The organism is Acinetobacter sp. ANC 4654 (genome assembly GCF_002135425.1).
Classification (GTDB): Bacteria; Pseudomonadota; Gammaproteobacteria; order Pseudomonadales; family Moraxellaceae; genus Acinetobacter; species Acinetobacter kyonggiensis.
Genome location: NZ_NEGL01000006.1, coordinates 221,626 through 248,536, shown reverse-complemented (window position 1 = coordinate 248,536; position 26,911 = coordinate 221,626). Strand labels below are relative to the sequence as shown.

At 37.0% G+C, this 26,911-nt stretch carries 22 protein-coding genes; 12 read left to right on the top strand and 10 right to left on the bottom strand.

What is annotated here, in order from left to right; translation table 11 throughout:
* Positions 1 to 29 precede the first annotated feature (29 nt).
* The 3 genes from tal to B9T24_RS11160 all read left to right on the top strand — a co-directional run bounded on the left by tal (position 30) and on the right by B9T24_RS11160 (position 3,113).
* Positions 30 to 1,019: a transaldolase gene (gene tal / locus B9T24_RS11170; protein WP_086165836.1), complete on the top strand. Its 990-nt coding sequence runs from the start codon at positions 30 to 32 to the stop codon at positions 1,017 to 1,019.
* Between the two features lie 76 nt (positions 1,020 to 1,095).
* Positions 1,096 to 1,746, top strand: a complete 651-nt coding sequence (gene leuE, locus B9T24_RS11165; RefSeq protein WP_086165835.1) for a leucine efflux protein LeuE — start codon at positions 1,096 to 1,098, stop codon at positions 1,744 to 1,746.
* Between the two features lie 188 nt (positions 1,747 to 1,934).
* A complete protein-coding gene (locus B9T24_RS11160; protein WP_086165834.1) occupies positions 1,935 to 3,113 on the top strand; it encodes a benzoate/H(+) symporter BenE family transporter in 1,179 nt (392 codons plus the stop codon).
* 391 nt (positions 3,114 to 3,504) lie between these two features.
* Here the strand turns inward: B9T24_RS11160 and B9T24_RS11155 are convergent, their stop codons facing one another.
* The 3 genes from B9T24_RS11155 to B9T24_RS11145 form a co-directional block, all read right to left on the bottom strand.
* Positions 3,505 to 4,059: a TetR/AcrR family transcriptional regulator gene (locus tag B9T24_RS11155; RefSeq protein WP_086165833.1), complete on the bottom strand. Its 555-nt coding sequence runs from the start codon at positions 4,057 to 4,059 to the stop codon at positions 3,505 to 3,507.
* A 7-nt stretch (positions 4,060 to 4,066) separates the two neighbouring features.
* The gene (locus B9T24_RS11150; RefSeq protein WP_004648794.1) at positions 4,067 to 4,399 is read right to left on the bottom strand and encodes an SMR family transporter; all 333 of its coding nucleotides are present in this window, start codon (positions 4,397 to 4,399) and stop codon (positions 4,067 to 4,069) included.
* A gap of 91 nt (positions 4,400 to 4,490) precedes the next feature.
* Positions 4,491 to 5,498: an alpha/beta hydrolase gene (locus B9T24_RS11145; protein ID WP_086165832.1), complete on the bottom strand. Its 1,008-nt coding sequence runs from the start codon at positions 5,496 to 5,498 to the stop codon at positions 4,491 to 4,493.
* Between the two features lie 270 nt (positions 5,499 to 5,768).
* On the opposite strand from B9T24_RS11145, the gene B9T24_RS11140 reads away from it, so the two are divergent.
* Together B9T24_RS11140 and B9T24_RS11135 are read left to right on the top strand one after the other, a co-directional pair.
* Positions 5,769 to 6,209 carry a universal stress protein gene (locus tag B9T24_RS11140; protein ID WP_004648792.1) on the top strand — a complete coding sequence of 147 codons (441 nt, stop codon included), beginning with the start codon at positions 5,769 to 5,771 and terminating at the stop codon, positions 6,207 to 6,209.
* Between the two features lie 133 nt (positions 6,210 to 6,342).
* Positions 6,343 to 6,786, top strand: coding sequence for a universal stress protein (locus B9T24_RS11135; protein WP_086165831.1), 444 nt, complete (start codon positions 6,343 to 6,345; stop codon positions 6,784 to 6,786).
* A gap of 119 nt (positions 6,787 to 6,905) precedes the next feature.
* Here the strand turns inward: B9T24_RS11135 and B9T24_RS11130 are convergent, their stop codons facing one another.
* Entirely contained in the window at positions 6,906 to 8,603 is a 1,698-nt protein-coding gene (locus B9T24_RS11130; RefSeq protein WP_086165830.1) for a DUF4394 domain-containing protein, read from the bottom strand.
* A 628-nt stretch (positions 8,604 to 9,231) separates the two neighbouring features.
* Between B9T24_RS11130 and B9T24_RS11125 the strand changes: the two genes are divergently transcribed.
* Complete coding sequence (locus B9T24_RS11125) at positions 9,232 to 10,380, top strand: DUF1624 domain-containing protein (RefSeq protein WP_086165829.1); 1,149 nt, start codon at positions 9,232 to 9,234, stop codon at positions 10,378 to 10,380.
* Between the two features lie 92 nt (positions 10,381 to 10,472).
* Here the strand turns inward: B9T24_RS11125 and pepN are convergent, their stop codons facing one another.
* Positions 10,473 to 13,082, bottom strand: a complete 2,610-nt coding sequence (gene pepN / locus B9T24_RS11120; RefSeq protein WP_086165828.1) for an aminopeptidase N — start codon at positions 13,080 to 13,082, stop codon at positions 10,473 to 10,475.
* A 409-nt stretch (positions 13,083 to 13,491) separates the two neighbouring features.
* On the opposite strand from pepN, the gene B9T24_RS11115 reads away from it, so the two are divergent.
* The 3 genes from B9T24_RS11115 (at position 13,492) to thiM (ending at position 16,037) form a co-directional block, all read left to right on the top strand.
* Positions 13,492 to 13,755 (top strand): hypothetical protein, encoded by a 264-nt coding sequence (locus tag B9T24_RS11115; RefSeq protein WP_004648786.1) that lies wholly within the window; start codon positions 13,492 to 13,494, stop codon positions 13,753 to 13,755.
* Between the two features lie 230 nt (positions 13,756 to 13,985).
* Positions 13,986 to 15,155 (top strand): hypothetical protein, encoded by a 1,170-nt coding sequence (locus B9T24_RS11110; RefSeq protein ID WP_086165827.1) that lies wholly within the window; start codon positions 13,986 to 13,988, stop codon positions 15,153 to 15,155.
* Between the two features lie 60 nt (positions 15,156 to 15,215).
* Entirely contained in the window at positions 15,216 to 16,037 is an 822-nt protein-coding gene (thiM, locus tag B9T24_RS11105) for a hydroxyethylthiazole kinase (protein WP_086165826.1), read from the top strand.
* A gap of 59 nt (positions 16,038 to 16,096) precedes the next feature.
* On the opposite strand, the gene B9T24_RS11100 is transcribed toward thiM, so the two are convergent.
* A complete protein-coding gene (locus B9T24_RS11100; protein WP_086165825.1) occupies positions 16,097 to 16,828 on the bottom strand; it encodes a hypothetical protein in 732 nt (243 codons plus the stop codon).
* 245 nt (positions 16,829 to 17,073) lie between these two features.
* Positions 17,074 to 18,600, bottom strand: a complete 1,527-nt coding sequence (locus B9T24_RS11095; RefSeq protein WP_086165824.1) for a TerC family protein — start codon at positions 18,598 to 18,600, stop codon at positions 17,074 to 17,076.
* Positions 18,601 to 19,296: 696 nt separating this feature from the next.
* On the opposite strand from B9T24_RS11095, the gene B9T24_RS17300 reads away from it, so the two are divergent.
* A complete protein-coding gene (locus tag B9T24_RS17300; RefSeq protein ID WP_265733462.1) occupies positions 19,297 to 19,431 on the top strand; it encodes a hypothetical protein in 135 nt (44 codons plus the stop codon).
* A 183-nt stretch (positions 19,432 to 19,614) separates the two neighbouring features.
* Positions 19,615 to 20,079 carry a MarR family winged helix-turn-helix transcriptional regulator gene (locus B9T24_RS11085; protein ID WP_086165823.1) on the top strand — a complete coding sequence of 155 codons (465 nt, stop codon included), beginning with the start codon at positions 19,615 to 19,617 and terminating at the stop codon, positions 20,077 to 20,079.
* A 378-nt stretch (positions 20,080 to 20,457) separates the two neighbouring features.
* Here the strand turns inward: B9T24_RS11085 and B9T24_RS11080 are convergent, their stop codons facing one another.
* The 3 genes from B9T24_RS11080 to B9T24_RS11070 form a co-directional block, all read right to left on the bottom strand.
* Positions 20,458 to 22,620, bottom strand: coding sequence for a malate synthase G (locus B9T24_RS11080; protein ID WP_086165822.1), 2,163 nt, complete (start codon positions 22,618 to 22,620; stop codon positions 20,458 to 20,460).
* A 362-nt stretch (positions 22,621 to 22,982) separates the two neighbouring features.
* Positions 22,983 to 24,131, bottom strand: coding sequence for a cell division protein ZapE (zapE, locus tag B9T24_RS11075; protein WP_086165821.1), 1,149 nt, complete (start codon positions 24,129 to 24,131; stop codon positions 22,983 to 22,985).
* Positions 24,132 to 24,215: 84 nt separating this feature from the next.
* Positions 24,216 to 25,223: a helix-turn-helix domain-containing protein gene (locus tag B9T24_RS11070; protein WP_086165820.1), complete on the bottom strand. Its 1,008-nt coding sequence runs from the start codon at positions 25,221 to 25,223 to the stop codon at positions 24,216 to 24,218.
* A 157-nt stretch (positions 25,224 to 25,380) separates the two neighbouring features.
* On the opposite strand from B9T24_RS11070, the gene B9T24_RS11065 reads away from it, so the two are divergent.
* Positions 25,381 to 26,892, top strand: a complete 1,512-nt coding sequence (locus B9T24_RS11065; RefSeq protein ID WP_086165819.1) for a flavin-containing monooxygenase — start codon at positions 25,381 to 25,383, stop codon at positions 26,890 to 26,892.
* The last annotated feature ends 19 nt before the right edge of the window (positions 26,893 to 26,911 follow it).

Sequence of the window (26,911 nt, the reverse complement as noted above, 5' to 3'; positions counted from 1 at the left end):
CGGGAAATAACTTTAAGAACTAGACACCAATGACTCAATCAGCCTTAAACCAATTAAAAAACTTAACCACCATTGTTGCCGATAGTAGCGACCTTTCAGCTATTGAAAAATTCCTTCCACTGGATGCAACAACCAATCCCTCACTGATTACTGCTGCTGCAAGTCAACCTGAAAATAAAGCGCTGATTGAAGCTGCATTTGAGCAAGCCAAGTCTGAAGGTTATCATGATGATCTTTTAGTTGAACGTACCATTGATATTCTTACAGTCAAATTTGGCGTTGAAATTTTAAAACTGATTAAAGGTCGTGTGTCGACTGAAGTTGATGCCGCACTTTCTTATGATACCGAAGCCACGATTGCCAAAGCCAAAGAACTCCTTGCCTTGTACCAGACCTATGGGATTGAGCAAAATCGTATTTTAATTAAAATTGCTTCGACTTGGGAAGGTATTCAAGCTGCCAAAGCATTAGAAGCTGAAGGCATTCACTGTAACCTCACGTTATTATTTGGTTTACATCAAGCTCAAGCCTGTGCTGAAGCCAATATCACCCTTATTTCACCTTTTGTCGGTCGTATTCTAGATTGGTACAAAAAAGCAGAAAATGTCGATCACTACCCGATTGATAAAGATCCAGGCGTATTGTCTGTAAAGCAAATTTTTCATTTTTATAAGCAACACTGTCTTAAAACGGAAATTATGGGTGCAAGCTTCCGTAGTATAGATCAAGTTTTAGGATTGGCTGGCTGTGACTTACTCACCGTTTCTCCAAACCTGCTCGCAGAACTTGAACAAGATCAACGTGAAGTGGTTGCTCAACTTTCAAACAACCATGCACAAGCGCATTGCCAACGTATTGTTACCCCTTTAACCAAAGAAACGTTTAAAGCACAACTTGAACATGACTTAATGTCTTTCCAACTTTTACAAAGTGGCATTGATGGCTTTATTAAAGCCCGTGAACAACTCAGCACCCTACTGCGTCAGTCTTTTGGCTTAGATGCTGAAATTCAACCTTAAAAATGTGATTTTTACAGTTAAATAAAGCCGATTTTGCTATCATGCAACATCGGCTTTTTATCCTTTGGAGCAGCTTGTGTTCGGCATTACTGATGTGACTACCTACATTATTGGTACCATTTTAATTATCATTTTGCCTGGCCCAAACTCTCTTTATGTGATGTCCATCGCATCCCGTTTTGGCATTAAAGCGGGCTATCAAGGTGCTTGGGGCGTTTTTACTGGTGATTTAATTCTGATTCTTTGCACAGTATTGGGAGCAGCATCGTTACTTCATGCTTTCCCTTGGTTGTTTATTCTGCTTAAGGCTGTTGGTGCACTTTATTTATCCTATTTAGGCATTAAATTACTGATTGCCAGTGTACATACATGGCAAAACCGCCCACAAAAAATAACGGCCAACGCACAAACTGCGACCATTGAAGATGTTCATCCTTATCGTACAGCCTTAACCATCAGCCTTTTAAATCCAAAAGCGATTTTGTTTTATCTCTCTTTCTTTGTACAGTTTGTCGATCCTGCCTATCCATATCCAGCAATCAGCTTTGCTGTTTTGTCAGCCATCCTACAAATCATGAGCATGGGTTATTTAACCATTTTGATTTTTTCAGGGATTAAACTGGCATCATTTTTTAATTATCGTTATAAAGTTGCTGCAACATGTGTCGCTGCTGTCGGTATTTTATTTTGTGCATTTGGTCTTAAGCTGGCGAGTGCAACCTTATAGTTCCACCCCCTCTATTTGCTTAGATTTCGGTACAACAAATAAATGAAATATCTTTAAATATTCATGTTATTTTTAAACAGAAAACCTTTTAATCATAATGAAAAGGCGTATGATTAAACGACATTTATATTAGGCTCTGTTGACATTTCAGCCCCTACATTCAGTCAAAATAAGATAAGCAAGGGATCATGCAAAAACTTCTTCAAGACTTCTCTATACCCGCAGTATTTGCTGGTTTTATTACATTTCTGATTGGTATTAGTGTATCCGCTGTTCTGGTCATTCAAGCCGCACAAATATTAGGTGCAACGCCAGAACAAATTACCTCTTGGTTTTGGGCCTTAGGTTTAGGGATCGGACTCTCTGGTTTTATTTTATCATGGAAGTTTAAATACCCTGTTGCGACCTCTTGGTCAACCGCAGGTCTGGCACTCATTCTTGCAACAGGCAGTGGTTATAGCTTATATGAAGCGATTGGTGCATTTTTCATTTGCGGCTTATTAACCGCAATTTTAGGTTTTTTAGGTATTTTTCAGAAAGTTTTATCCTATATTCCACAAAGTTTAACCAGCGCCATGCTTGCCGGTGTATTACTGAAATTTGGGATCGCACTTTTTGCAAGTATGCAAAATGATTGGGGTTTCATCCTTTCACTTTTAGCGGTATATATTCTATCAAAACGACTGTCTCCACGTTATTGCATTGTCATTACCGTCATTGCAGGGCTTGTGCTTTGTCCAATGTTTATGGAGTTTCATGTTCCAGCTTTACAATGGAGCCTTGCCAAACCAGTATGGATGACACCTGACTTTACATGGTCAGCCATTTTGGGCTTAGCATTGCCTTTATTTGTGATTAATATGGCATCTCAATATTTACCCGGGATTGCCATGATCAAAAGTTATGGCTATCAACCACATATTAATCATCTTATTGGGTGGACTGGGGTTGCTCAAACCTTACTCGCTCCTTTTGGTTGCTATACCGTTAATATTGCTGCAATTAGTGCCGCTGTTAGTTTAGATGACCAAGTTCATCCTGATCCTAAAAAACGCTATATTGCAGGCATGAGTTGTGGCTTTTTCTATATTGTGATGGGTGTTTTTGCTGCGACTCTAACCAGCTTATTAATGTCATTTCCGCATATTTTTATTGTGGCTTTGGCAGGAATTGCCTTATTTGGCACTATTAGTCACAACATTGCGATTGCCTTTCATGATGTCAATGAACGAGAAGCTGCTTTAATGACCTTCTTATTCTGTGCATCAGGCATACAATTCTTTGGGATTGGTTCTGCATTTTGGGGACTATTATTCGGTTTTGCGGTGTCTTTTATTTTCAAATTCAAAAGCAAATCTAAAATTTAAGCATGATTTTTTTGAGTAAAAAAAGCACTTGTATTGGTACTTTTTACTAGGCTTATCTCATAAATCATTTTTTGGTCAATATAAGTTAAGTCAAAATTTAAAAAAACAAACTTTAGAAAGTATTGGATTCATGAGTGTGGCATGGATGCCCATATGTTTCCCATCCTTGCACTGCATTTTAAAGCAGTGCCTTAAAACTGGCTCAGGATGTCGTGTATGGGAACCAAAAGGTTTTTCTTGCGGACTCAAAATATATTTTGAGATCCTCATTCTGACCTTTCAAAAGTAGAGGTAATGCCTACGCAAAGGTATAAAAATTAAATCAATAAAATGAGGCCGTGCTAATTTTAAAGAATCGAATATTGAACATTTTTTAATTTATGCAAGTTATCTATTGATAACTACGGCGAATCAATTCTTGTTTCATTTCTAGCGTCTCATCAGGATTTTCAACTTCTGTAAATGCCGTCAACCAAACACCATCGGCAGCAAAACGTAAAATTTTTAACTCTAAATCCGCATCTGTTGCAGCATGCCGTTCTAAACGTGCATTTAACCAGTGAATCCAAAGATCATTGAACGTACGATCCGTCAGCATGATCATACAGATTGCTGACCACGAATGCTCCATACCAACGATCTTTTTCTGCAACGTCACTTCGATATAAGCACGGGTAAAACAACCATATTCACAATCATCCGCCTGAATGAATTGATCAATCACACCATCCAGATGCTCTAAAACGGTAATCACCATCGCCTCAAGTAATTTTTGCTTACTTGGAAAATGGTGAAAAACGCCACCTTTAGAAACGCCAACTAAATCGGCGACTGCTTGAATTGAAACTCCTGTCACACCTTTATCAGCAGATAATTGAATTGCATGTGCTAAAATTTTTTGCCGAATAAGTTCAGGTTCTTTTTTACGCTGATACACATTTTCCATACTTATACTAGTGCCCAGTAGAATTTGAAAATAAATTAATCACGACAACGCCTGATACAATCAAGCCAATACCCAGCATAGCAGGCAAATCAAGACTTTGGCGGAAAACAAAATATCCAATAATCGCGGTTAAGATAATACCAACCCCAGCCCATATAGCATAAGCAATTCCCAAGGGAATAACTTTAATGACTTGAGATAGCAAATAAAAAGCAATACTAAATAAAACAATGACTGCCACAGATGGACCGAGCTTAGTAAAACCTTCTGATTTTACTAAAAATGTTGAACCTGTCACCTCAGAAACAATTGCCAGCGCAAGCAATCCATACGCCATCATTATAGGACTCATTATCTTACCTTCAAAATAAACATACCGCTTGGTTGGTATCTTAATCAAAAGCTCATATTTTGCAAGTTTTGGAATGTAATCATTTTTCAGATGACGAACTATAATGATTGATAAAAGTAATGGTTTTGTTAAAGGTTTCTTGACTGGCAGCTTTACTCATCATGAATTGATACTCATGTACTAAAAATTCTTTGGTATCTGGATAAAACACTTCTGTAACCGGTATTTTTTGACTCATCAATACTTTCACAAAAGGTTCAGATTGAGTCTTGGTTAAAAAATCTTTATTTCCACCACTAATAAAGACTGGCGGATAATTTGCTGTTAAATATTGAATTGGAGAAATACTTTTTAAAAATTCGACATCATCTTTCTTATTACCAGTATAGCTTTGAACTAAGTTAAACACTCCCCATTCAATCAATTTTAGTTCATCTGGTGCGGTATGAATAAATGCATTCATGTCATAAATCCCACAATGCAAAATTAAGCCTTTAATTTGCTCACGTTGAATGAGCGGCCTGAAATTTGATTGCTGGGCAAAAGTGGGATTACTAATGAGTGCCGCATAATGGCTGACTAAATTTGCCCCTGCGGAATCGCCCGCTAAATAAATTTGATTGGCATTAATACGATATTGCTGCGCATGATCGGTTATAAATTTTAATGCTTGATTCATCTGTAACAACTGATTCGGATAAATCGCTTCAGGGGCAAATTGATATTGTACTGAAATGACGTTATAGCCTTGATCTGCCAAAAGTTTAAAATAACCACGAGCATGTTCTTTAGACCCTGAAACCCACCCACCACCATGAATCCAAACCACCGTTGGACGCGACTCAAGTTGCATGACATTTTTTGGCTGATAAACATCTAAAGTCAACTTAGGTTCTTGCATATAAATAATATTTTTTTGTACTAGAATTTCTTCTGGTGCATATTTATCAAGCATCTTTTTTTGAACATTGGTCGAAGCATTAAATACGCTGGCAATGACCTTGGTACTCGTTTGTATATTCTGACAACCGCTGCTGTGTAGCACCGTAATTCCACACAGTATTAAAGCTAAATATTTTGAATACATTATGTGCTCCCCAGCCATTATTTCTCCTGCTACTTTGAACAGAAAAGATTATTTTCTTAGATTTTAATGCTTGTCTAAACATTTAGAAACACTTACAGCAAAGCTGAGCTTTTAACTCAGATTTAAATGCAAAACAGGACACATTTATATCTATGATATTTATATAATTTAATGAATTTTAAAACAATTTTCAGAGACTAAATTGATCATTTTGGGACAATGTGCTATCTATAAATAATAGCGATACAATAAACTCAAAGGAACACTTTTATGTCTTATCAAAATATTTTAGTCCCTGTTGACGGTTCCGAAATTTCTTTGTCAGCCGTTAAAAAAGCAGCTCAAATTGCTCAGGCTTTTGGCAGTCAATTAACGCTCATTAGTTTAGTCACTGAAGACCCATTTACAGATGTAGACTTCTATCCATCTCCAATTATGAAAGAATATTTCATACAAGCTTATGACAATGCCGAAAAAGCATTGCAACAAGCTCAAGCGATTGCCAGCGAAAATGGTGTAACGGCTAACATTCAAATTGTTAAAGGTAATGTATCTGAAGAAGGTATTCTCGATACCGCAGAAAAATTAAAAACGGATCTGATTGTGATCGGTTCACATGGTCGAAAAGGATTCCAAAAATTTTTACTGGGTAGCTTTGCACAAGATGTTTTAAGTGGCACAAAACTTCCTGTTTTAGTGGTTAAAGAATAAAAATTGAATAAAGAACCCTTCAATGAATGGTGGGTTCTTTAAATGCTTTCAATATCTCTTTAATTTGTCTTCATGACTGACGATCACAATTACAAAAGCTTTTCTATTCAACTATAACCATAAGGATCATTTCATGACTTATAAACATATTTTAGTTCCAGTAGATGAATCCCCTATTTCTTATGCAGCTGTTGAACAAGCGTTAGCCTTAGCTAAAACACTTGATTGCCAAGTCACTGTTACCAGTGTGATTGCTGTAGACCCATTTGTTGGTGTGGATTTTTATAAAATTGCACCAGCAGTGACTGATTACTTTATGCAGGCTGAAAAAAATGCGCAGTTGCGCTTAGCTGATATTAAACAATCCTTCCTTCGTGACGGTATAGATGTAGATACCAAAATAATTCGTGGTGTATCACCTGCTGAAGGTGTTATTCATGTTGCGGATGAAGTCGGTGCTGATTTAATTATTATGGGTTCACATGGGCGTACTGGATTCAAAAAATTAGTTTTAGGAAGTGTGGCACAAGCAGTTTTGACACAATCCCCTATTCCTGTGCTGATTATTAAAGTTTAATAAAAGAACTTCTAGATTAACCTCCCCCGAAAGTTGCATGGTTAATTAGGCAGCTTTTAAGCGCAGATTTCCGTATTTCACAGAAATCTGCCTACAATCACAATCTAAATAGTGTTGGATTATTTTAATAAAATTGCAATATCAATGAGCGGTAAAGTTGCTGCTGTCCCTATAGTAGACGCTGCAACATTGGGTGTTCCATCCACATTAATTGCAGGTTTTGCACGGCTATCACTCATTGTTGTTGTATTGAGATCAATACGATATAAAACGGATGGGCCTGAAGCATTAGCAACTGTCGCTAGAGCATAACCATTGTCTCCACCAGCAATATCAAAACCATTGTCTAAACCTAAACTGATACCTAATCCACCAATTCGGTTTAATGTTCCAGTATTGGGTGGATCTTGTTTGACAACAATTTGATTGGTTTGATCGAGATCAAAAAGTTCTGTTGCTAATCCCACGACACTGGTTTTAAAACTATTGCTATATGCAGCTGCGCTGATCATTGCACCCGCAATACCTTTAATATCACCATCGCGGATCGTATCCCCCGTATCCACATTGATTCTGAGACTTTGTCCAGTATTGCTAATTACACGCAAACGATCAGCCGCAGGATTAAAATCTACAGCAAATGCAGTCCCATCTAAACTGGTAAAGGTACTATCTGTTGCCGCTTTAAGCGCAGTCACTAAGATTGCTATACCTGTTTCAGGATTAATCGTATATAAATTGGCTTTATTCGTTAAACCATATAATTGACCTGATCGCTCTGTGCTATTTCTTAGTCTATAGTCAATACCAACAAATTTTTCATCTACCAATAGACCAGTAATATTTTTTTCTGTCACACTATTTGGGTTATTTAAAGCAAAACGAATTAATTTATTATTAGCACTTAGTCCAATCCCTGCTGCTGTAGCGTCTTTAGCGCGTTTTAACGCAATACCACGTATTCCCCCCGTTGTATAATAATTTGCTAAGTCACTGGTGTTAAAAACCGTATTATTTGCTGTGCCCACATTTGCCAAATTCAATTGATAAAATTTATAGCTTCCAGAAATTTTTAATGCGGCATAACCGACGTTATTGATTGGATCGATATCAAAGCCCCCACCGCCTTGGGTATCCAAATTATCGCCCAATGGTGCTGAAACACCTAAAGTTCCAGCATTTGCATTTTGCAAGTAAACACGATCCGATGTTTGATCAATACTATAGAGTTTAGTGGTTGCCGTTCCAGCAAAAGCATTGCTATAGGCAGCTGCGACAATAACAGGATTATTTGCTGTAGGATTAATTACACCATCTGTAATCGTTGCACCTGTATCAACATTAATTCTTAAATTTTGTCCTGTGTTGGTGATCACACGTAAGCGATCAGCGGCAGGATTAAAATTTACAGTAATTAAGTTAGCATCCCCTAAAATCTTACTAAAAGGTTCATTTCCATCCGTTGTATCTGTTGGATCAGCGGTGAGCTTTCGAAGAAATGTAGCAACTCCCGTGTTGGGATCTAAGGTATATAAATTGCCAAGTAACCCAACAGCATAGAGCTTCTCATCTTTAGGTCGATAATCAATCCCCACCAACTGATCTTCTGCTTCTAGCAATCGAATTTTAATTGAGGAAACAACGTTATTTGGATTATCTCGATTAATTGAGCTAATCATGCCGTCACTGGTTAAAATAATGGTATCGCCAGAGACTGCGGAAATAAAATTATTTTTCTGCTCTGAGCTGGTATTACACCCCATTAAAGAAAAACAACTGACCGAGGCAAGTGCGAAAGTAAGCATACTTTTTTTCATGTCTTTAATCCCTGCAATATGCGGATAAAATCGAGTAGAAATATCCTATTTTTTAAGTCTTGTTTTAAAATAATTTAAATAAGTTATGTTCATCTTTTTAAATCTACTTAGATAAAATTATTTCAATTTTTTTACGAGATAAACTGATTAAAATTTATTACACATACAAAACTATAATTTGTACTGTTTGAAGTAAAGAAATGATTTATTGAGTTTTTTAGCAAAATAGTGGGTGTTAAGTAATTCTTCACGTCGAATTCACAGCGGCTATGTTTTTTTAATTATTTAGCTTTAGACAGGTTGCACAAGCGATAAAACGAGCAATTATCTACTGTAATTTTACACTTATATTTATTGATATTTAATACATAATTTATGCATGAATATATTCACCTACACAAGCTGACTAAGCCTCATTTTAAATGATTAACCTAGCCCCAAATGGATATAACTTCTCTCTAAAATAACGTGACATTCACTTTGAATATGAAAAGCATGCTCCGTAAGATGTTCGATCAATTCAAAACTCAAGGTAAATTTTACTTAAACTAAAACTTACACAGCAGTAATGTTCCATCAAACAATAATGATACAATATAACATTACATATTTTACCTTCTCTATATCTATGTCTAATATTTCTAAACGCTTACAAGCAATTGATGCATTAAGAGGGTTGGTTATTCTTATTATGATGGTTGATCATGTTAGGGAAACTTTTTATCTTCACTATCAAGTTCCAGATCCCATGATGATTCCGGGCACAGAAGAATCTCTGTTCTTTAGTCGAGTTTTAGCTCATATCTGTGCTCCTGTATTTGTAGTATTGACTGGTTTATCTGCCTATCTCTATCAAGCAAAGAATAATAGTCTTCGTATGACTCGTGAATTTTTGATTAAACGTGGTCTTTTTTTAATTTTCCTTGAATTAATCGTTATTAATTTTGCGTGGACGGGCAAATTCCCTCCTGATGTTATTTATTTACAAGTCATTTGGGCTATTGGTTTAAGTATGCTGGCTTTGGCAGCCTTAATCGGGTTACCTAAAAAACTTTTATGGGTGATTAGTCTAGTCATTATTTTTGGTCATAACTTGCTTGATCAAATTTCATTTTCCAATGTACCTGTAATTCATAGTTTATGGCTCATTCTTCATGAGCGAGGTTGGATTGAATTTGGTGATGTGATCCGCTTTAGAACGTCTTACCCTGTGTTACCGTGGATTGGTGTCATCACTCTTGGCTATTGCATCGGCACTCAAGTCTTTGATCAATCGGTAGAGTCCAATAAAAGAAATAAAATATTACTCACTTTTGGCTTATCGAGTCTTACTTTATTTTTCATCTTAAGATTTATAAATGTGTATGGTGATCAAGCGTGGTCTATCATGCCGACCTTTACCGAATCATTGATGAGTTTTTTCAATGTGACCAAGTACCCACCTTCACTCTTATTCATTTTATGGAATGTCGGTATTGGGTTAATACTCTTAGTTTTGCTACAAAAAGTGGAAACAAAAAACTGGATCAAACCATTGATCGTATTCGGTTCAGTGCCTATGTTCTTTTATATTGTTCACTTATATGTATTGAAAGGACTCTATCTAATTGCCGTCGAAGTATTTGGCAAAAATTATGGTGACTATTACGGCGTAAGTAGTGTTGCAATGCTTTGGTTCATTTCATTTTTCTTGTGTATTGGCTTATATCCTCTTATGGTTAAATTCTCAAACTTTAAACATCAGAACAAGCACATTCCTCTTTTGAAATACTTCTAATCTATAAAAAAGACTTGCCTATTCAGCAAGTCTTTTTTTTAACCTAGAGTGCTATCACCCTATAAAACCAGAGCAATAACACATATCAGCTGTTAGATACTCAACATACTATTTAAGGTCTCTGCTACATTTTTCGATTTCACTTGTGATTTTAACGCTTCAAGTGCAGTTTTTACATCACTGCGCTGCGGCTCAGCCAAGGTATACCAGCGCGAAAGCACTTGTAGTAAACGTGAACCAAGAATTGGATTTTTCTCATCAAGATATTTCGCTAAATCGATGTAATGTTGAACACCAAAACCCCATGTATTGACAGGATTGGCATTTAAACCGCCACTGACCGAACGAATACGATTTGGTGTACCCAAATCATAGTCTGGATGCGAAGTTAAATACTGGATACTTTCCACAGTGGCTTTTGGATGCGCTGCTTGTAGCATAAACCATTGATCAAGCGATAATGCTTCATCTTTAAAACGACTATAGAAATCAGCCAAAGTATCTTCTGCTTGTGGTGCATCATTCCAAACCAAGACTTTAAGCGCACCTAAGCGCTCCGACATATTACCTGTATTTAAATATTGTACATGTGCCAAATCAAAAGCTTCGCTATCCCCTTGACGTGCCAGCATACTCAGCATGATATTTTTCAGCGCTCGTACACCCATGGCTTGTGAAAACTCTTTTTGTAAATCTGGATCTAAAGCCAAATAAGTAGCTTTACAGAATTCACCCAGTTCACGTGCCAAGGTATTTAACAATGCATTACGTTTTTCTTGAATTTCTGCTGGCTTATAATCAGCATCAATACGGCTGCCTAAATACCCTTCAGAAGGGACATCAAACAAACGGGAAGCCAACAATGGATCTTTTTCAACAAGCTCTGGAATTGTATTTTTAATCGCTTGAATATAAATTTCAGCGTCATGACCATTTAACAAAATACGTTCAAGTAAAGTTTGTGTTGCTTGCCATTGATTAAAACCGTTGGTTTCATATCGCACTAAAAATGCAAGTTCTTCATCTGAATAATTAAATTCAAGATTCACGGGTGCAGAGAAGTTACGCAGTAAAGACACTACAGGTTTCGCTGTTACCCCAGTGAACTCAATGGTTGCCGTATCTTGATCAAATAAATACACGCCATCTTTCACACCATTTTCAAATAATGCAGCTGAATTAAGTGCGTATTGCTCGCCCGTTTCAGCATTAAACAACGCCAATGCCACTGGAATTGGCACTGCTTTTAAGTTTGGATATTTGGCATGTGCTTTTAAACTTTGTTTAAAACTTAAAGTATAAGTTTGCGCAGCTGCATTGTACTCACCTTCCGCTTCCAATTTTGGCGTGCCTGGTTGGTTGTACCAAATAAGGAATGCTGATAAATCTACACCCGAACCTGCTGTCAGTGCAGCAACCCAATCTTCAACCGTAACGGCTTGACCATCATGACGGCGGAAGTATTCGTCTGTACCTTGACGGAACTTTTCTTTACCCAATAAAGTCGACATCATGCGGTTAATTTCCGCACCTTTTTCATACACAGTTGCGGTATAAAAATTATTAATTTCGACAAAATGGTCTGGACGTGGTGGATGAGACAATGGACCTGAATCTTCAGGAAATTGATGTGCTTTTAATACAGCCACATCATCAATTCGTTGTACCGCAGCCGATTGTAAATCTTCAGAGAAAGACTGATCACGGAAAACGGTTAGACCTTCTTTTAAGCACAACTGAAACCAATCACGACAAGTAATACGGTTACCTGTCCAATTATGGAAGTATTCATGTGCAATAACCGACTGTACGCGCATAATTGCGGCATCTGTGGTGAATTCCTCATCTGCCAACACACATGAAGTATTAAAGATATTTAAACCTTTATTTTCCATTGCACCCATATTAAAAGCACTGGTGGCCACAATCATATAATTGTCTAAGTCATACGGACGACCATAATGTTCTTCATCCCAACGCATTGAGTGCTTTAAAGCTTCCATCGCAATGTGACATTTTGGAATATCTTTTTCTACTGCATAAATTTCTAAAGCAACATTACGACCTTCAGAAGTCACATACGAATCTTTCAATACAGCCAAATCACCCACTACACAAGCGAATAAATAGGCAGGTTTTTTTGTTGGATCTTCCCAAATGCTATAGTGACGACCTTCACCTGTTTCACCCGCTTCCATCAAGTTTCCATTGGCTAAAAGCACAGGAAATTTTTTATCCGCTTCTACACGTGTGGTAAACACTGAAAGTACATCTGGACGGTCTGGGTAGAACGTAATTTTACGGAAACCTTCAGGTTCATTTTGAGTAACAAATAAATCGCTACCTGCTTGGTATAAGCCTTCAAGTTGCGTATTGCTTTCTGGATGAATAATCACTTCTGTTTCTAGAATGACCTCATCTGGTGCATTGGCAATCACCAACTGCTCTGTATCTAATGAATAATCATTGGCAGTGAGTGGCTTACCATTCAAAGTAATCGATTTTAATTCTAGATCACGCCCAAGTAGCACTAAATCTCCTGCTGTCTGGCGCTTCATGACCAAGGTTGCATTCACCTTGGTATGATCTGTATATACTTGTATATCCAAGTTGATTGAATCAACCGCAAAAGATGGTTTTTCATAGTCTTTTAAGTAAACAGTTTGGTCTGCTTCAACCACTGGGTTTGCCGCGATATTCATATAATGTCCTAATCCTGTAGTTTTAAGCCAAAACTTTGTTTTTGTGAGCTGCCTCGATCATACGACAACTTTCACAATCTGTCTGCGCGATTGATTTGAGTTATATATGGGCACATTGTTGTTCATTTTCAATTCATCACCTCAACATCAGTGCAATTATTCTGTTAGTTGCTTACTTAGCATGCATAACTCGAAAAAATGGCGCTGATACAGCATGACTGAAACAATATTCCACATAAAAATAACACCCCATGCTATTTCATATCGTGTTGTTACCATGCATCTCAACTCATCGCACTTAAATTGACACTTATTTTCAAGATAACTACATTTTGAGCACGTTTCTTGCTTGTAATCATGTGTGCAAAGCGCACTATAAAATTAAGTTAGAACTAAAAGAGGTGTTCCCATGTATCTAAAAGAACATATTGTCCGTGTGGAAAATATCAAAACTATGCAAACACTCAATGCCGCAGGAATTGATCATAAAGTCATTGCGATGTTTATGAGTTGCGAAGGTATTCCGATGCAATCGCCCGATATTTGTGCAATTTTGAACAACTACGATACATTGGGCAGCAAAAGACTTCCATCTAAAAAAGTGAAGGCTTTAATCGATGCAAAGCAATTAGGCGAGGACGATGAGTCATTGCCTTGCCCCGCCTCTTATTAGTTCAAGAATTTAAAAGCTCTCATCTCACAAATTTTCCTTATCTGGAGATGGAAAGATTTATTTTTCATCTCCAGATAGAGATTTTCAAAATACTTAGGCTATTTTTAATCATACTGAACCGCTCTTGCTATAAGCATTTTTATCCATTCAACACGATTGCATCACGTCATCACAAAAGACCTGTGTATAATTGATCTCATGATTAACCAGACTTGTGATTGACTCTTTCCATGCTTCTTCAGATTCTGCAAAAACAGTTAGATGAAAGTACATCATGCCCTTTATGTCAGGCATCTATGTTCTGGATTGAAGCAGAACAATACGATCAAGCCATTAATTTTCATGAATGTAGTCACTGCCAACATCGTGTTTTTCAAGACCAACGCAATAACTGTCATTGTGACAAATGCTTAGCCAATCGAAAAAGAATGCTCACGGAAACACGACTGCAAGAGCAACGTAAAATTAAATCTAAAGATAAAAACAAAGATCAGATTGAATACAGGCTGGATCAAATCAGTTTTCTCAATAAATTATTTTTATTGAGTATTTTGGACAACCAAGTTCAAGAACATACCACACATCATGAATATATTGACTGGGAAAGCATTAAATACCATTCCATTACCCCCAATTATTTATTTCAAAATTATTTGATTAAACAATTGGTTAAAGATCAAATCTTAATCGCTAAAGATTTTGCGTCTGAGGCACATCATTATTATGTCAATGTACGCTTAGATGGCTATTCTGAACCCAGTTTATTTAGTATTACCCAGCAACTACGAAATTGGTTTTATGAAAATTTAACCATGGGAGTGCCGTTTAAAAATGCAGATGAAGTCAAAAATGCACTCTATTTGGTACTGTATCAAGAAATTATTCAGTTTGCCCAGTTTTATTGCCGAACGTGGGGCGTACAAATTGCAGGAAATAATGCTTTTCAGACTTTTTGTTATCGCTTGATGGATTCGTTGGCGGTCGGGCAAATTTATTTTCTGGTGCAAACAGCACTGGAATACTTAAACCAACAAAAAGCGCTCAAAGCACGTAATGAAAACTTTATTAATACCAATTTATTAAAGAAAACTTTACAACAATATCGTGAACGTGCTGTGACTGAAAAATGGGAAACATCCACCCTACCACGCCCATATAATATCCCTTTTAGTAAAATGAGCGAAATCCTGTTTTTTCGCTTTTTAGGCTACGATGAACATATTTTTTTCCAACCCATTCGACATTCATGGAAAAAAATTGAACCTCGTTTAAGTTTTTATTCACAAAAACGCTGTATGTATTGTGGTTCAAATGAGCTTACTGTGGATTACGATGCAGAAAATTATGTGACCTTATGCTGTCGTACCTGTAAGCACCAAGACCATTATTTCACCCAATAAATGGTGATAAATATGTCTAGTTTCTCTAATCACACCCTGTATAACTTAAGGAATAATCCGATGGATCAAACTTCAACATTAATCGAGCATATTGTTGAAGCATGGACACAGCTGCAAACTCAGCAGCCGCTGGTGCAATGTATTACCAATAGTGTTGCAGCCAACTATGCAGCCAATGTTTTACTCGCAGCTGGTGCTTCTCCTGCCATGATTGATAATCCATTTGAAGCCGAAAGTTTTACCACCATTGCCGCAGCACTCAGCATTAATTTGGGTACGCCAACCAACGAACAAATGCAAGCCATGCAAATTTCTGCACAAACGGCGCAGCGCACCCACACACCTTGGGTACTCGATCCTGTGGGCTATGGCACTATTCTAAAATGGCGCTCAGATATGGTGGATGAATTACTACACTATAACCCGACTGTCATTCGTGGTAATGCTTCAGAAATTAGTACGCTTGCAGGCAATCAAGTTGAATCTAAAGGTGTCGATAGCACTTTAAACAGTGCAGATGTGTATAGCCAAGCTAAACTACTGTTAGAACATGCCGAATGTATTGCTATTTCAGGTGAGTCTGATTTTATTTTAACCAAAGAGTTCGATGCAGTCATTCAAGTCAATGGTGGAAGTTATTTACAACCTAAAGTCACAGCAACAGGCTGTGCATTGGGTGCTTTAATTGCCGCTTATTGTGCCGTAGCAACACCGACCATTGCCACCCTAGCTGCGCACACGCATTTTGCCATTGCAGGGAAATTAGCATTTGAACAAACCCAAATGTTGGGGCATTTTAATGTGGCATTCATGGATTATATCCACTATTTAAATCCAGATTTAATTCAACAATATGCAGATATCAAAATTCTTAAACTCTAGTAGATGCTTTAATTTAAATTAAAGAACTTGACCTCTACTTCTAAAAAAGGTCAAGTTCTCTAATACACGTATCGATTAAAAGATAAATTAAACATCATCTCAAAAATCGTTTTTAAATCTAATTTACAGACGCACATCAAGCCCATACCATCAAAATAATCAGGGACATGTTGCATGAAAAAATTGATATGCGTAGTCGCTTTATTTCTCAAACACCGCAATTGGTCTAAGCTTACTTTAGGCCGCACAATTGGGTGAACAAAAATATCTTCTCGACGTTTTTGCACTTCATGTTTACGTTGCTGAAAAATATTTAAAACCTGTAAATAATCTTGAGGAATTTGCCTTCCTGCACGTGGAAAGAAACGCTGTGATCGTGAAGCAAAAAGTGTATACACTTTAGGCTGTATTACTGTAGTTACAAACCATAATGGGATAGTCAAATGGCGGATTTGATGATTAAGTACCACACGAATAGCACTATTGAGTGTTCGATTTCCGCTTCGGTAATCAGGTAAAATACCTGCTCGAGAACTCAAAACAAAAATTGGTTTTCCATCTAAAAAAAGTTTGATAATTGGCAGAACATTTTGTCCAATTAATTTTCCTTCATGATAATAATGAATAACTTGGACTGAAACTGCATCGACATCATGCACAAAATTATAAATTTCTTTTACCGTAGAGTTAGGGAAAATGTGCTGATCAAAGGCCCATATCTTTTTAAAAAAATGTTTTTTTTGTCCAGATGCAAGCTTTGAAAAATCTGTAACCGTTTCTGTAATGAACATGAGCGTGACTCATCTTTTATTCTTATATAATCAGTATTACTCATTTTACTTATTTTAACATCACAAAAAATAGGGATTTTAATAGCACATAAAACCAATTACCTTCCCCGCCATCTCATCAAATTTACAGCTTAAAAGAAAAATGACACAGGATAAAAAACCCAACAGCACGTGCCCATTGGGTTTTTCAAATTAATTCAAAAAATTACGACAACAAAGATATCAAATACCGTTATAGGTATGCTCTAGCGATACGTAATTAAAACAGATTTAATTCGGTTTTCGTCTAATTCAGTCACCTCAAAGTGAACGCCGTGATACTCCAACTGAGTACCCAACACAACTTCACCATGGGTTTTATCTAAAATTAAACCCGCAACACTGATATAACCAGCATCTTCATCAACCAAATCAATCATGCCCAACTCTAATTCAAGTTGATAGACATCCAACATGCCAGATGCTTTCCATGTATGCTCATCAATTTTGACTAAATCAAGCTGTTCATCTGCATCAGGAAACTCACCAGCAATAGCTTCAAAAACATCCAGTGGAGAAATTAAACCTTGTACATTACCAAACTCGTCACTGACCAAAACCAATGAACCTTTTGAGGTACGCAAGGTATTAATGGCATCAATCACTTTCATTTTTTCAAAAATATAAATCGGGCGATGACGTTTGATGAGTGCTTTAAGTTGTTCCTCATCATCCAAAACATCAAGCAATTCTTTTGCACGCACAACACTTAAGACTTTATCCAAACTGCCGCGACAAACTGGAAATAAGCTATGTGGTACTGATAAGACTTGTTCACGAATCCGTTCAGGGGCATCATCAATATTCACCCACGAAATTTGGCTTCTTGGTGTCATGATCGAGGCTACTGATCTTTCGGCTAAGGTTAATACCCCGCCAATCATATAACGCTCTTCATCAGCAAATGCTTCTTGCGCTTCAGCGTGTTGAGCACTATCTGTGACCGTTTCCATTTTTCCGCCCATCAATTTAAAGATGGAATCTGCGGTACGATGGCGCAATGGAATTTTTGATTCATGCTTTGTAGCATTACGTTGGGTAAACTGATTGAAAGCTTCAATCACAATTGCAACGCCAATACCCGAATAGATATAGCCTTTTGGAATATGGAAACCAAAACCTTCGGCAATTAAACTAATACCAATTAAGAGTAAGAAGCTTAAACATAGAATAATGACCGTCGGATGACGATTTACAAAATCAGTTAATGGTTTCGAAGCAAGTAGCATCACAGCCATGGCAACAATCATTGCAGCCATCATCACATAGATATTGTCGACCATACCAATTGCGGTAATGACCGAATCTAAAGAGAATACGGCATCCAGTACTACAATTTGTGCTACAACTGCGGTAAAACTTGCATAAACAACATTCGTTGTAACTTTAACTTCAGATTGTCCTTCCATTCTTTCGTGCAATTCGCTTACTGCTTTATAAAGCAGGAATAAACCACCAAATAAAAGAATGAGATCTCGACCTGAGAAAGTCCAGTCAAAGACGGTAATAAACGGTTTAGTCAAGGTGACTAACCAAGAGATAGCAAACAATAAACCCAAGCGCATTACTAACGCAAGAGAAAGACCGACTATACGGGCTTTGTCACGTTGTTCAGGAGGAAGCTTGTCAGCCAAAATAGCAATAAAGACGAGGTTATCAATACCTAAAACAATTTCTAAAACAATAAGGGTAAGTAACCCAATCCAAATTCCCGGATCTAATAAAAACTCCATTAGTTTATATCTCCGATTTTATGAATTTGGCAAAAACTAAACGTAGACCTGCACGGCGACGGATCCATATATGTAACCTGTTCAACAATAGATAAATTTATTATGCACAATCTATAAAATTTGTAATTAGATTTTTGTATTTTTAGCCACTAAATATTAAAATTGTATAAATTTCATACTTCTTTCTGTAATTGACATCAGCTATTCATCCAATAGTTTGTTTTTTCAGAAACAAACTATACAGTCATATTTGAAAAATATAATGAAAAATAAAAAAGCCTCGGCATAAGTTATTGTTTATGAAAATTATATTAATATTTATTTAATAAATACATCAATTTATTCAACTTGTGACAAAAATATCAGAAACTTTTTGTTAAAAAAATCAATTCCTAAATCTATTTTTTTCACTAGAATGAAACATAGCCAAGATTAATTAATGAAATAATCTATTCGCGAAACTTAGATGTGTACATTTCTAATCCAATCAAAAAAATTTACAGGATTATTCGCTACGACCAATGAAAAAGCATTAACCTTCAAAAAACATCGAAAACGATTGCGAATACACGCTATGAAGGTGCATATCTTCATCTGGATTGATCGTTTTATCAGCATCAAGTTAAGATCGGAATCACGCATCATGAGCAAAATTTTAAAATACTCTTACCTGTCATTTTACAATACGGCACTCCTATGGCAATGTTATCTTCAGATTCTTATCAAAATTATGAAATTCAAGAAGAAGTACTTAAGTTTGCCCAAAGTATTGTGGTCTTTCATCAAGATAAAGACAGCTACACCATGCCTCTGCTCAGCGAGCATGCTTAATTTTTAATTGTTTATAATAAAGAAAATTTCTTAGATAAGTTTCTTTATTACATTATAAAAAACTTAATATATAGATTGATTAGCTCTAAAAAAATTTAGTATATTCTGCGCAGCAAATTAACTTTATAATAAAATGCGTGCGTTAACGAATTACAATTACAAAGCTTACAGGGGAGTCCATTCATGACTAAAAAATACAGTAAATTTTTACCTTTGGCGGAAGATTTTACCTTAGAAAATTTTCCATACTATTGGGTTACTCAAGTACATGCTCAATATGTACAAAACGTAGACCATGCCTTGAAAAAATATGGTTTAGACAATTCACGCCGTCGTATCTTGCTTGCCTTAAAGTCAAAGCCTCATGCCAGCGTTTCAGATTTATCTGAAATGGTTGTCTCTAAGATGTCAACAACAACAAAAATTGTTTATCGCCTAAAGGATGAAGGCTTAGCTGAAACATATTCATGTGAAGACGATGCTCGAATTACTCGGGTTGTTTTAACGGATAAAGGGCTACAAATGACTCAAAAGATTAATGATCTAACCAATGTCGTTTTGGAACAATCTTTTGAAGGTTTAACCCCCTTACAAATTGAAAAAATGATGGAAAGCCTTAAGCATATTTTTAAAAACTTAGCGCATTAAACAAAACCTAATTCAATTAAAAGAATTCAGTTAAGGATGAATTCTTTTAATTTTTGCTTTAGGTCAATGTAAACATTCAAACGCTACCTCTGGGAATATTTCTATAAGGAATTGAATATCTAAATATTTCCAACTTAACCCGTATCCTCTAAACATTCATGAGAAAGAACGATCATTGAGCATCACATGAGCAGACTCATAATTTTTTCATTCTGGAATGATCAATCGTCCCATCATAATCATACTCACTGATCGGACAATTTCACTTATATTTTAAAAACCCGATATAAATTAGTACGACGATCTTTAGATATAGCTTCTTGACATGCAGCAATAAAAAAAGCCTCCGAAGAGGCTTTTTTTATTTACAGTGGAAACTTAGTCCCCTGTATAACCTTTTAGTTTTAAGCGTGCAGCATGCAACAACGGCTCTGTATAACCAGAAGGCTGTTCGCCACCTTTAAAGATCAAATCAGACGCTGCTTGGAATGCAATACCATCAAAGTTTGGACCCATAGCAGTATATTCTGGATCATTTGCATTTTGCTGATCCACAATAGTAGCCATACGTTTCATCACTTCTTCAACTTGTGCACGTGTCACAATACTGTGACGCAACCAGTTAGCAACGTGCTGAGATGAAATACGCAACGTCGCACGGTCTTCCATCAAACCTACGTTGTTGATGTCTAAAACTTTAGAACAACCTACACCCAAATCAACCCAACGAACCACATAACCTAAGATACCTTGACAGTTATTTTCAAGTTCTTTGGTTTTTTCTTCTTCAGACCAATTGGTGTCTTTCGCTAAAGGCGGAGTTAACAAATCATCTAAAGGTAATGCTTCAGTCGCCAATAATTCTTTTTGACGGCTTGCAACATTAATTTGGTGATAATGAATCGCGTGAATTACCGCACCTGCTGGTGATGGAACCCATGCGCAGCTTGCACCAGCATCTGGATGTTCAGTTTTAGTTTTGTACATATCAAGCAACATATCTGGTTTAGGCCACATGCCTTTACCAATTTGCGCTTTACCGCGTAAGCCTGCTTTCAAGCCAACCATTACGTTACGGTTTTCATATGCAGGGAACCAAATTTGCGCTTTTACTTCACCCTTACGAACGAATGGACCTGCTTCCATAAAGGTATGAATTTCATCACCTGTACGGTCCATGAAGCCCGTGTTGATGAAAATCGTACGATCTTTTGCTTGAGCGATACAGTTTTTCAAGTTTACAGAAGTACGACGCTCTTCATCCATAATACCGATTTTAAGCGTTTTAGCTGGTAAACCTAATAATTGTTCAGCACGTTCAAAAAGCTCTACAGCAAAAGCAACTTCTTCAGGACCATGCATTTTTGGTTTAACGATATACATAGAACCTTTACGCGAGTTCTTGATTTCGTTTTCACCTTTAATGTCTGCAAAAGACAATAAAGGTGTAACCAATGCATCCATGATGCCTTCATAAATTTCCGCGCCATCCACAAGGATGGCTGGATTTGTCATCAAGTGACCCACGTTACGAAGAAGCATCAATGAACGACCATGAATAATGGTTTCACCGCCAATTAAGTTTTTATGCGTACGGTCTTTATTCAAACTACGAGTAACAGTTTTACCATTTTTCTCGATTGATTCTTCTAAAGTACCTTTCATGAGGCCTAACCAGTTACGGTAGCCTTCAACTTTTTCTTCAGCATCAACAGCTGCAATTGAGTCTTCTAAATCCTGAATTGTCGTTACAGCAGCTTCAAGCACTAAATCTTTAACGCCTGCCGCATCTGTTTTACCAATCGGACTGGTTGCATCAATTTCGATAATGACATGCAAGCCATTATTTTTGAATACGATTTCTGTAGGTGCAGCAGCTTCACCGTTATAACCTACAAATTGTGCTTCATGTGCGACCGTTGTTTGAGTGCCATCTTTTAAGGTCACAACAAGTTTATTGTGATCTACAGCATATTGCGTTGCATCAGCATGCGAACCTGCTGCAAGTGGGAAATTTTCATTTAAGAAGTTTTTCGCAAATGCGATAACTTTTTCACCACGTACTGGGTTATAGCCCTTACCTTTTTCTGCACCAGCTTCTTCAGAGATGACGTCGAAACCGTAAAGTGCATCATATAAAGAACCCCAACGCGCATTTGCTGCATTCAAGCAGTAACGTGCATTACGTACAGGTACGACAAGTTGTGGGCCAGCCAATAATGCGATTTCTTCGTCGACATTTTCTGTGCTGATCTGGAAATCTTCTACTTCTGGTAATAAGTAGCCAATTTCTGTAAGGAAAGCTTTGTAAGCTTCTAATTCAAATTTGTTGTTGCGGTGCCATTCATCAATTTTAGCCTGAATATCATCACGCTTAGCAAGAAGCGCTTTATTCTTAGGACTAAGATCAACAACGACTTGCTCGAAGTTTTTCCAGTATGTTTCGCTATCTAAACCAGAACCTGGTAATGCTTCATTTTCGATGAAATCGTAAAGTTCTTTAGCAATCGCTAACTTGCCTTTTTGAATACGTGCAGTCATTGTCTTTCCTGATATTGCTACTTTTTATAACAAGAGATTCTAGTATACCGATTTAAATCTAGCTGAATAGTACTATCACATTCCTAAATAGTGATCATTTTTTATAGAATAAAGGAATCCATTATTAAATAAAACACAGATCACAAAGGCGATATTATCATCAGCTTAAATACCTTTTTATAGTGTATAAAGTTTTTAAAATGTCAACATTAGACTTAAGTGCAGACTTATAAAGAAAAATAGCGCTTAAATTCAACATTACTATAGTTATAGAGCAAAGGTTGAACAAAAACCAGTCTTAAATTTCGACAAAACAGATATTTTCTAGTTATAAAAAAAGCGCCATTTCTGGCGCTTGCTATTTAATTAACTTCCGACTCTCTTTTCTGAATTTGTTTATGTGCAGCATTCAAGTAATCGTCGGATTGCATTTCAAGTAAACGTGAACGCGTGCGTTCAATTTCAAAGGCTAATTTTTCACCTTGATAGATATCGATAATTGAATCTTCAGAGGTGAGTAACAGTTTTACACCACGATCATAAAACTCGTCGACCAAATAAATAAAACGACGCGTCCCTTCCGACAAGTGATCTGTCAAATGCGGAACATTACTCACCAATACCGTATTGTAAATATTGGCAATTTCAATAAAGTCCGCGGGACTACGTGGTTTAAAACATAATTCTGAAAATTCACACCATAAAACATCTTCAGTATGGCCTATCGTTTCAACGATACGATTATTAATAATAATTGGCTCTTGAGAAATGATTTGCGTTTGGGTCAATGCACTAAAACGCTGTGCGATCCAATTTTTATGATCATGCGTCAATGGGTTTTTAAACAATTGAGCTTGTTTGAGTACACGTAAACGATAATCCACCCCCGCATCGACATTTAATATCGCACAGTTCTTTTTCACCATTTCAATGGTTGGAATAAAGCGGTCACGGTGAATACCATTCTTATACAAACCATCTGGAGCAATATTCGAGGTCGCAATCAGCGTGACACCGCGATTAAATAATTTTTGGAATAATTCACTTAAAATCATGGCATCGGTGACATTTGAAACAAAAAATTCATCAAAACAAATCACCACTGCTTGTTGATAAATTTGGTCAGCCACCAAATCAAGTGGATTACGCTGTCCCGACAACTTATTTAATTCACGATGAACATGCTGCATAAAATGATGAAAATGCATACGCATTTTGCGGCGAAAAGGAATTGAATCAAAGAACTGATCCATTAGCCATGTTTTACCACGCCCCACACCGCCCCACATATATACACCTTGTGGAGATGTTTGACGACGGAAACGACGAAAGGCTTTTTTCGATGCCTTAAAGCGTTGAATCAGTTCTTGCCAAACACGATCTAACTCATGAACAGCTTGCGCCTGCGCATCATCTGGCATGAACTGACCAGAAGATATCGCTTGCGCATAACGTTCCGCAGGTGACAACGGAGTAAAGGCTGTACTGTGCTTAGAATTTAAATCAGACATATCATTGAATACTATTTTAGGCTATGCAAAGTATAGCGAAGATTGAGAAGGAATATATAGCACTTTGGGATTAATAAACTTAGGCTATTTAGAGTACTGACGTGGACTGTATCCAAACCACCGTTTAAAAGCATGATTAAAAGCTGCCGGCTCTGAATACCCCAACAACTCGGCAATCATTTCAATGGAATACTCCTTATACTCTATAAGTCTTAATGCTTTATCTTTAATTAACTGTTCACGTATTTGTTTATAGCTACTTTGCAGTTGTTGCAATTGATGCCGCAAAGTTCGCTCTGGAATTTGTAAGGCTTGCGCTGTTTCTGCCATCGTAGGCATTACACCTTGCTGTAATTCCAAATAATCTTGCACCCGTTGTACCAATGAAGGAACATGTTCATCCATGCTTAGGCGCTCCAATTCGGCAACGCATTTTCTTTCATAAATCATAAAAGTCATTTTATCTGCCGATGGAATTTGTACATTCAGTACCGCAGCATCAAACCAAAATTCTGCACTCTCCGATCCAAACTGCAACTCTGAACCATAGTAATCATGATAAATGTCTAAGCACTGCCGATTTTCTGATTGTACAAATGGCAATTCAATATGGATTTGAGGAATGTCCAACCCCATCATTTTATAAAGATCTTGAATAAATTTATAAGTTCCTGAAATTTCACATTGCGCGCGCAGCAACCCCAAATCACTGTTTAAATCTTGTGGTTCATAACACAGTGCAACTTTGTGCGCTGTATATTTCAAACTTAATACCCCTGTTAAATGGGTAAGTGCTTGATATTGAACTCCCAGCTCTAAAGCTGTACGCATATCTTTACTGGTCACCAATAACATGAGCAAAGGACCATAGCCTGCAAGTGCATAATGTTGTCCAATAAATAAACCCGTTTCAGGCGCGACATCTTGCCCAATCACACTTAATACATTCCACTCCAAGCAAGGATGAATAATTGAACTTGGATCTAAGGCATCAGCGCGCAAACCAATACTTTGAAGTTTTTGATCAACCTCGACTCCAGCTTTACGCATGCCTTGAATTAAATACATCAAGCCGAGAACTGACCGTTTCATAGCATTTTCTGATTAAAGTAATATGACATTTTTTACTATAAAATTTCATGCTTGCAAATTGCCGAATCTATCAATTTTTTTGTCATGCTTATCATGTTACTTGTTCTGTTATTCATTTAAGCTATAAAAAATAAAAATGTACAAGGCAAATAAAATAATGCGCAATACAACTCAAATAAAGCAAACAGCACAGCAAACTCAAATTGCAATTATTGGTGCAGGTTTTGGTGGCTTAGCCATGGCAATTCGTTTATTGCAAAATAACATTCAAAATTTTGTTATTTTAGAAAAAGCCAGTGATATCGGTGGGACATGGCGTGAAAACCAATACCCAGGTGCTGCATGTGATGTGCAATCCCATATGTATTCACTTTCTTTTGCACCTAAAAGTGATTGGTCAAAGCGCTATGCCGAAGCACCTGAAATTTTTGCATATATACAAAGCTTAATCAGTACTTATGATTTAAAAAAATATTGTCAATTGAACAGTGAAGTTATCGCTGCCGAATACAATGAACAACGTTGTGATTGGACACTTACTTTAAATAATGACGCAACCCTCATCGCACAATTTGTTATTTTTGCATCTGGTCCGTTACATGTGCCGCAAATTCCACATATCAAAGGCATTGAAAAATTTCAGGGCAAAGTTTTCCATTCATCGCAATGGGATCATCAATATGACCTCAATAACAAATCTGTTGCATCAATTGGGACTGGTGGCAGTGCCATTCAATACATTCCAGAAATTGCAGAACAAGTTAAACAACTGTATGTGATGCAACGCACCCCAGCTTGGGTGATTCCACGCGATGAACGAACTTATAAAAATATAGAAAAGAAACTCTTTGCCAAATATGATTGGTTGCGAAAAATTCACCGCGCACGTTTATATTGGTCAAATGAATCTCGTGTTGTGCCGATTGTTAAGCCAACCGTGATGAAATATGCGCAAAAATTAGCTGAAGCTTATATTAAGTACCAAGTCAAAGATAAAAATATCGCCAACAAACTGATCCCGAATTACATTATGGGATGCAAACGCATTCTAATTTCCAACAAATATTTTCCGACCTTTAATCGTAGCAATGTTGAACTGATTACCGACGGCATTCAAGAATTAACCAGCAACAGCATCATTACCAAAGATGGCAAAGAACGCACGATTGACTGCTTAATTTATGGGACGGGCTTTATTACCGATCCGCGCATTTACTTGAAATCATTTCAATGTCTTGGCGAAAATGGGCTGGATCTACGTGATGCTTGGCACGATGGTGCAGAAAGCTTTTATGGCATTTGCACCAAAGGTTTCCCAAATTTTTTCCAGTTATTAGGCCCGAATACCGTACTAGCACATAACTCTGTCATCTTTATGATTGAAGCTCAGGTCAACTATATTTTACAGATGATTCAACTGGTCAAACAAAGCCATAGCCATGCAATTGTGGTGAAAGACCAAGTACAAGCGCAATTTAATCAAGATATACAAACACTACTCAATGGAACTGTTTGGCAATCTGGCTGTGTCAGTTGGTATCAACAAGATGGCGGGAAAAACTTTGCACTGTGGCCAACATACACATGGAAATATTGGCTAAGAACTAAAAAACTTAATCCCGCAGATTACCGTTTGCTAAATAAAACCTCTGGAAGTCGTGCAGCCTAATCACTTAATCGTCATAATA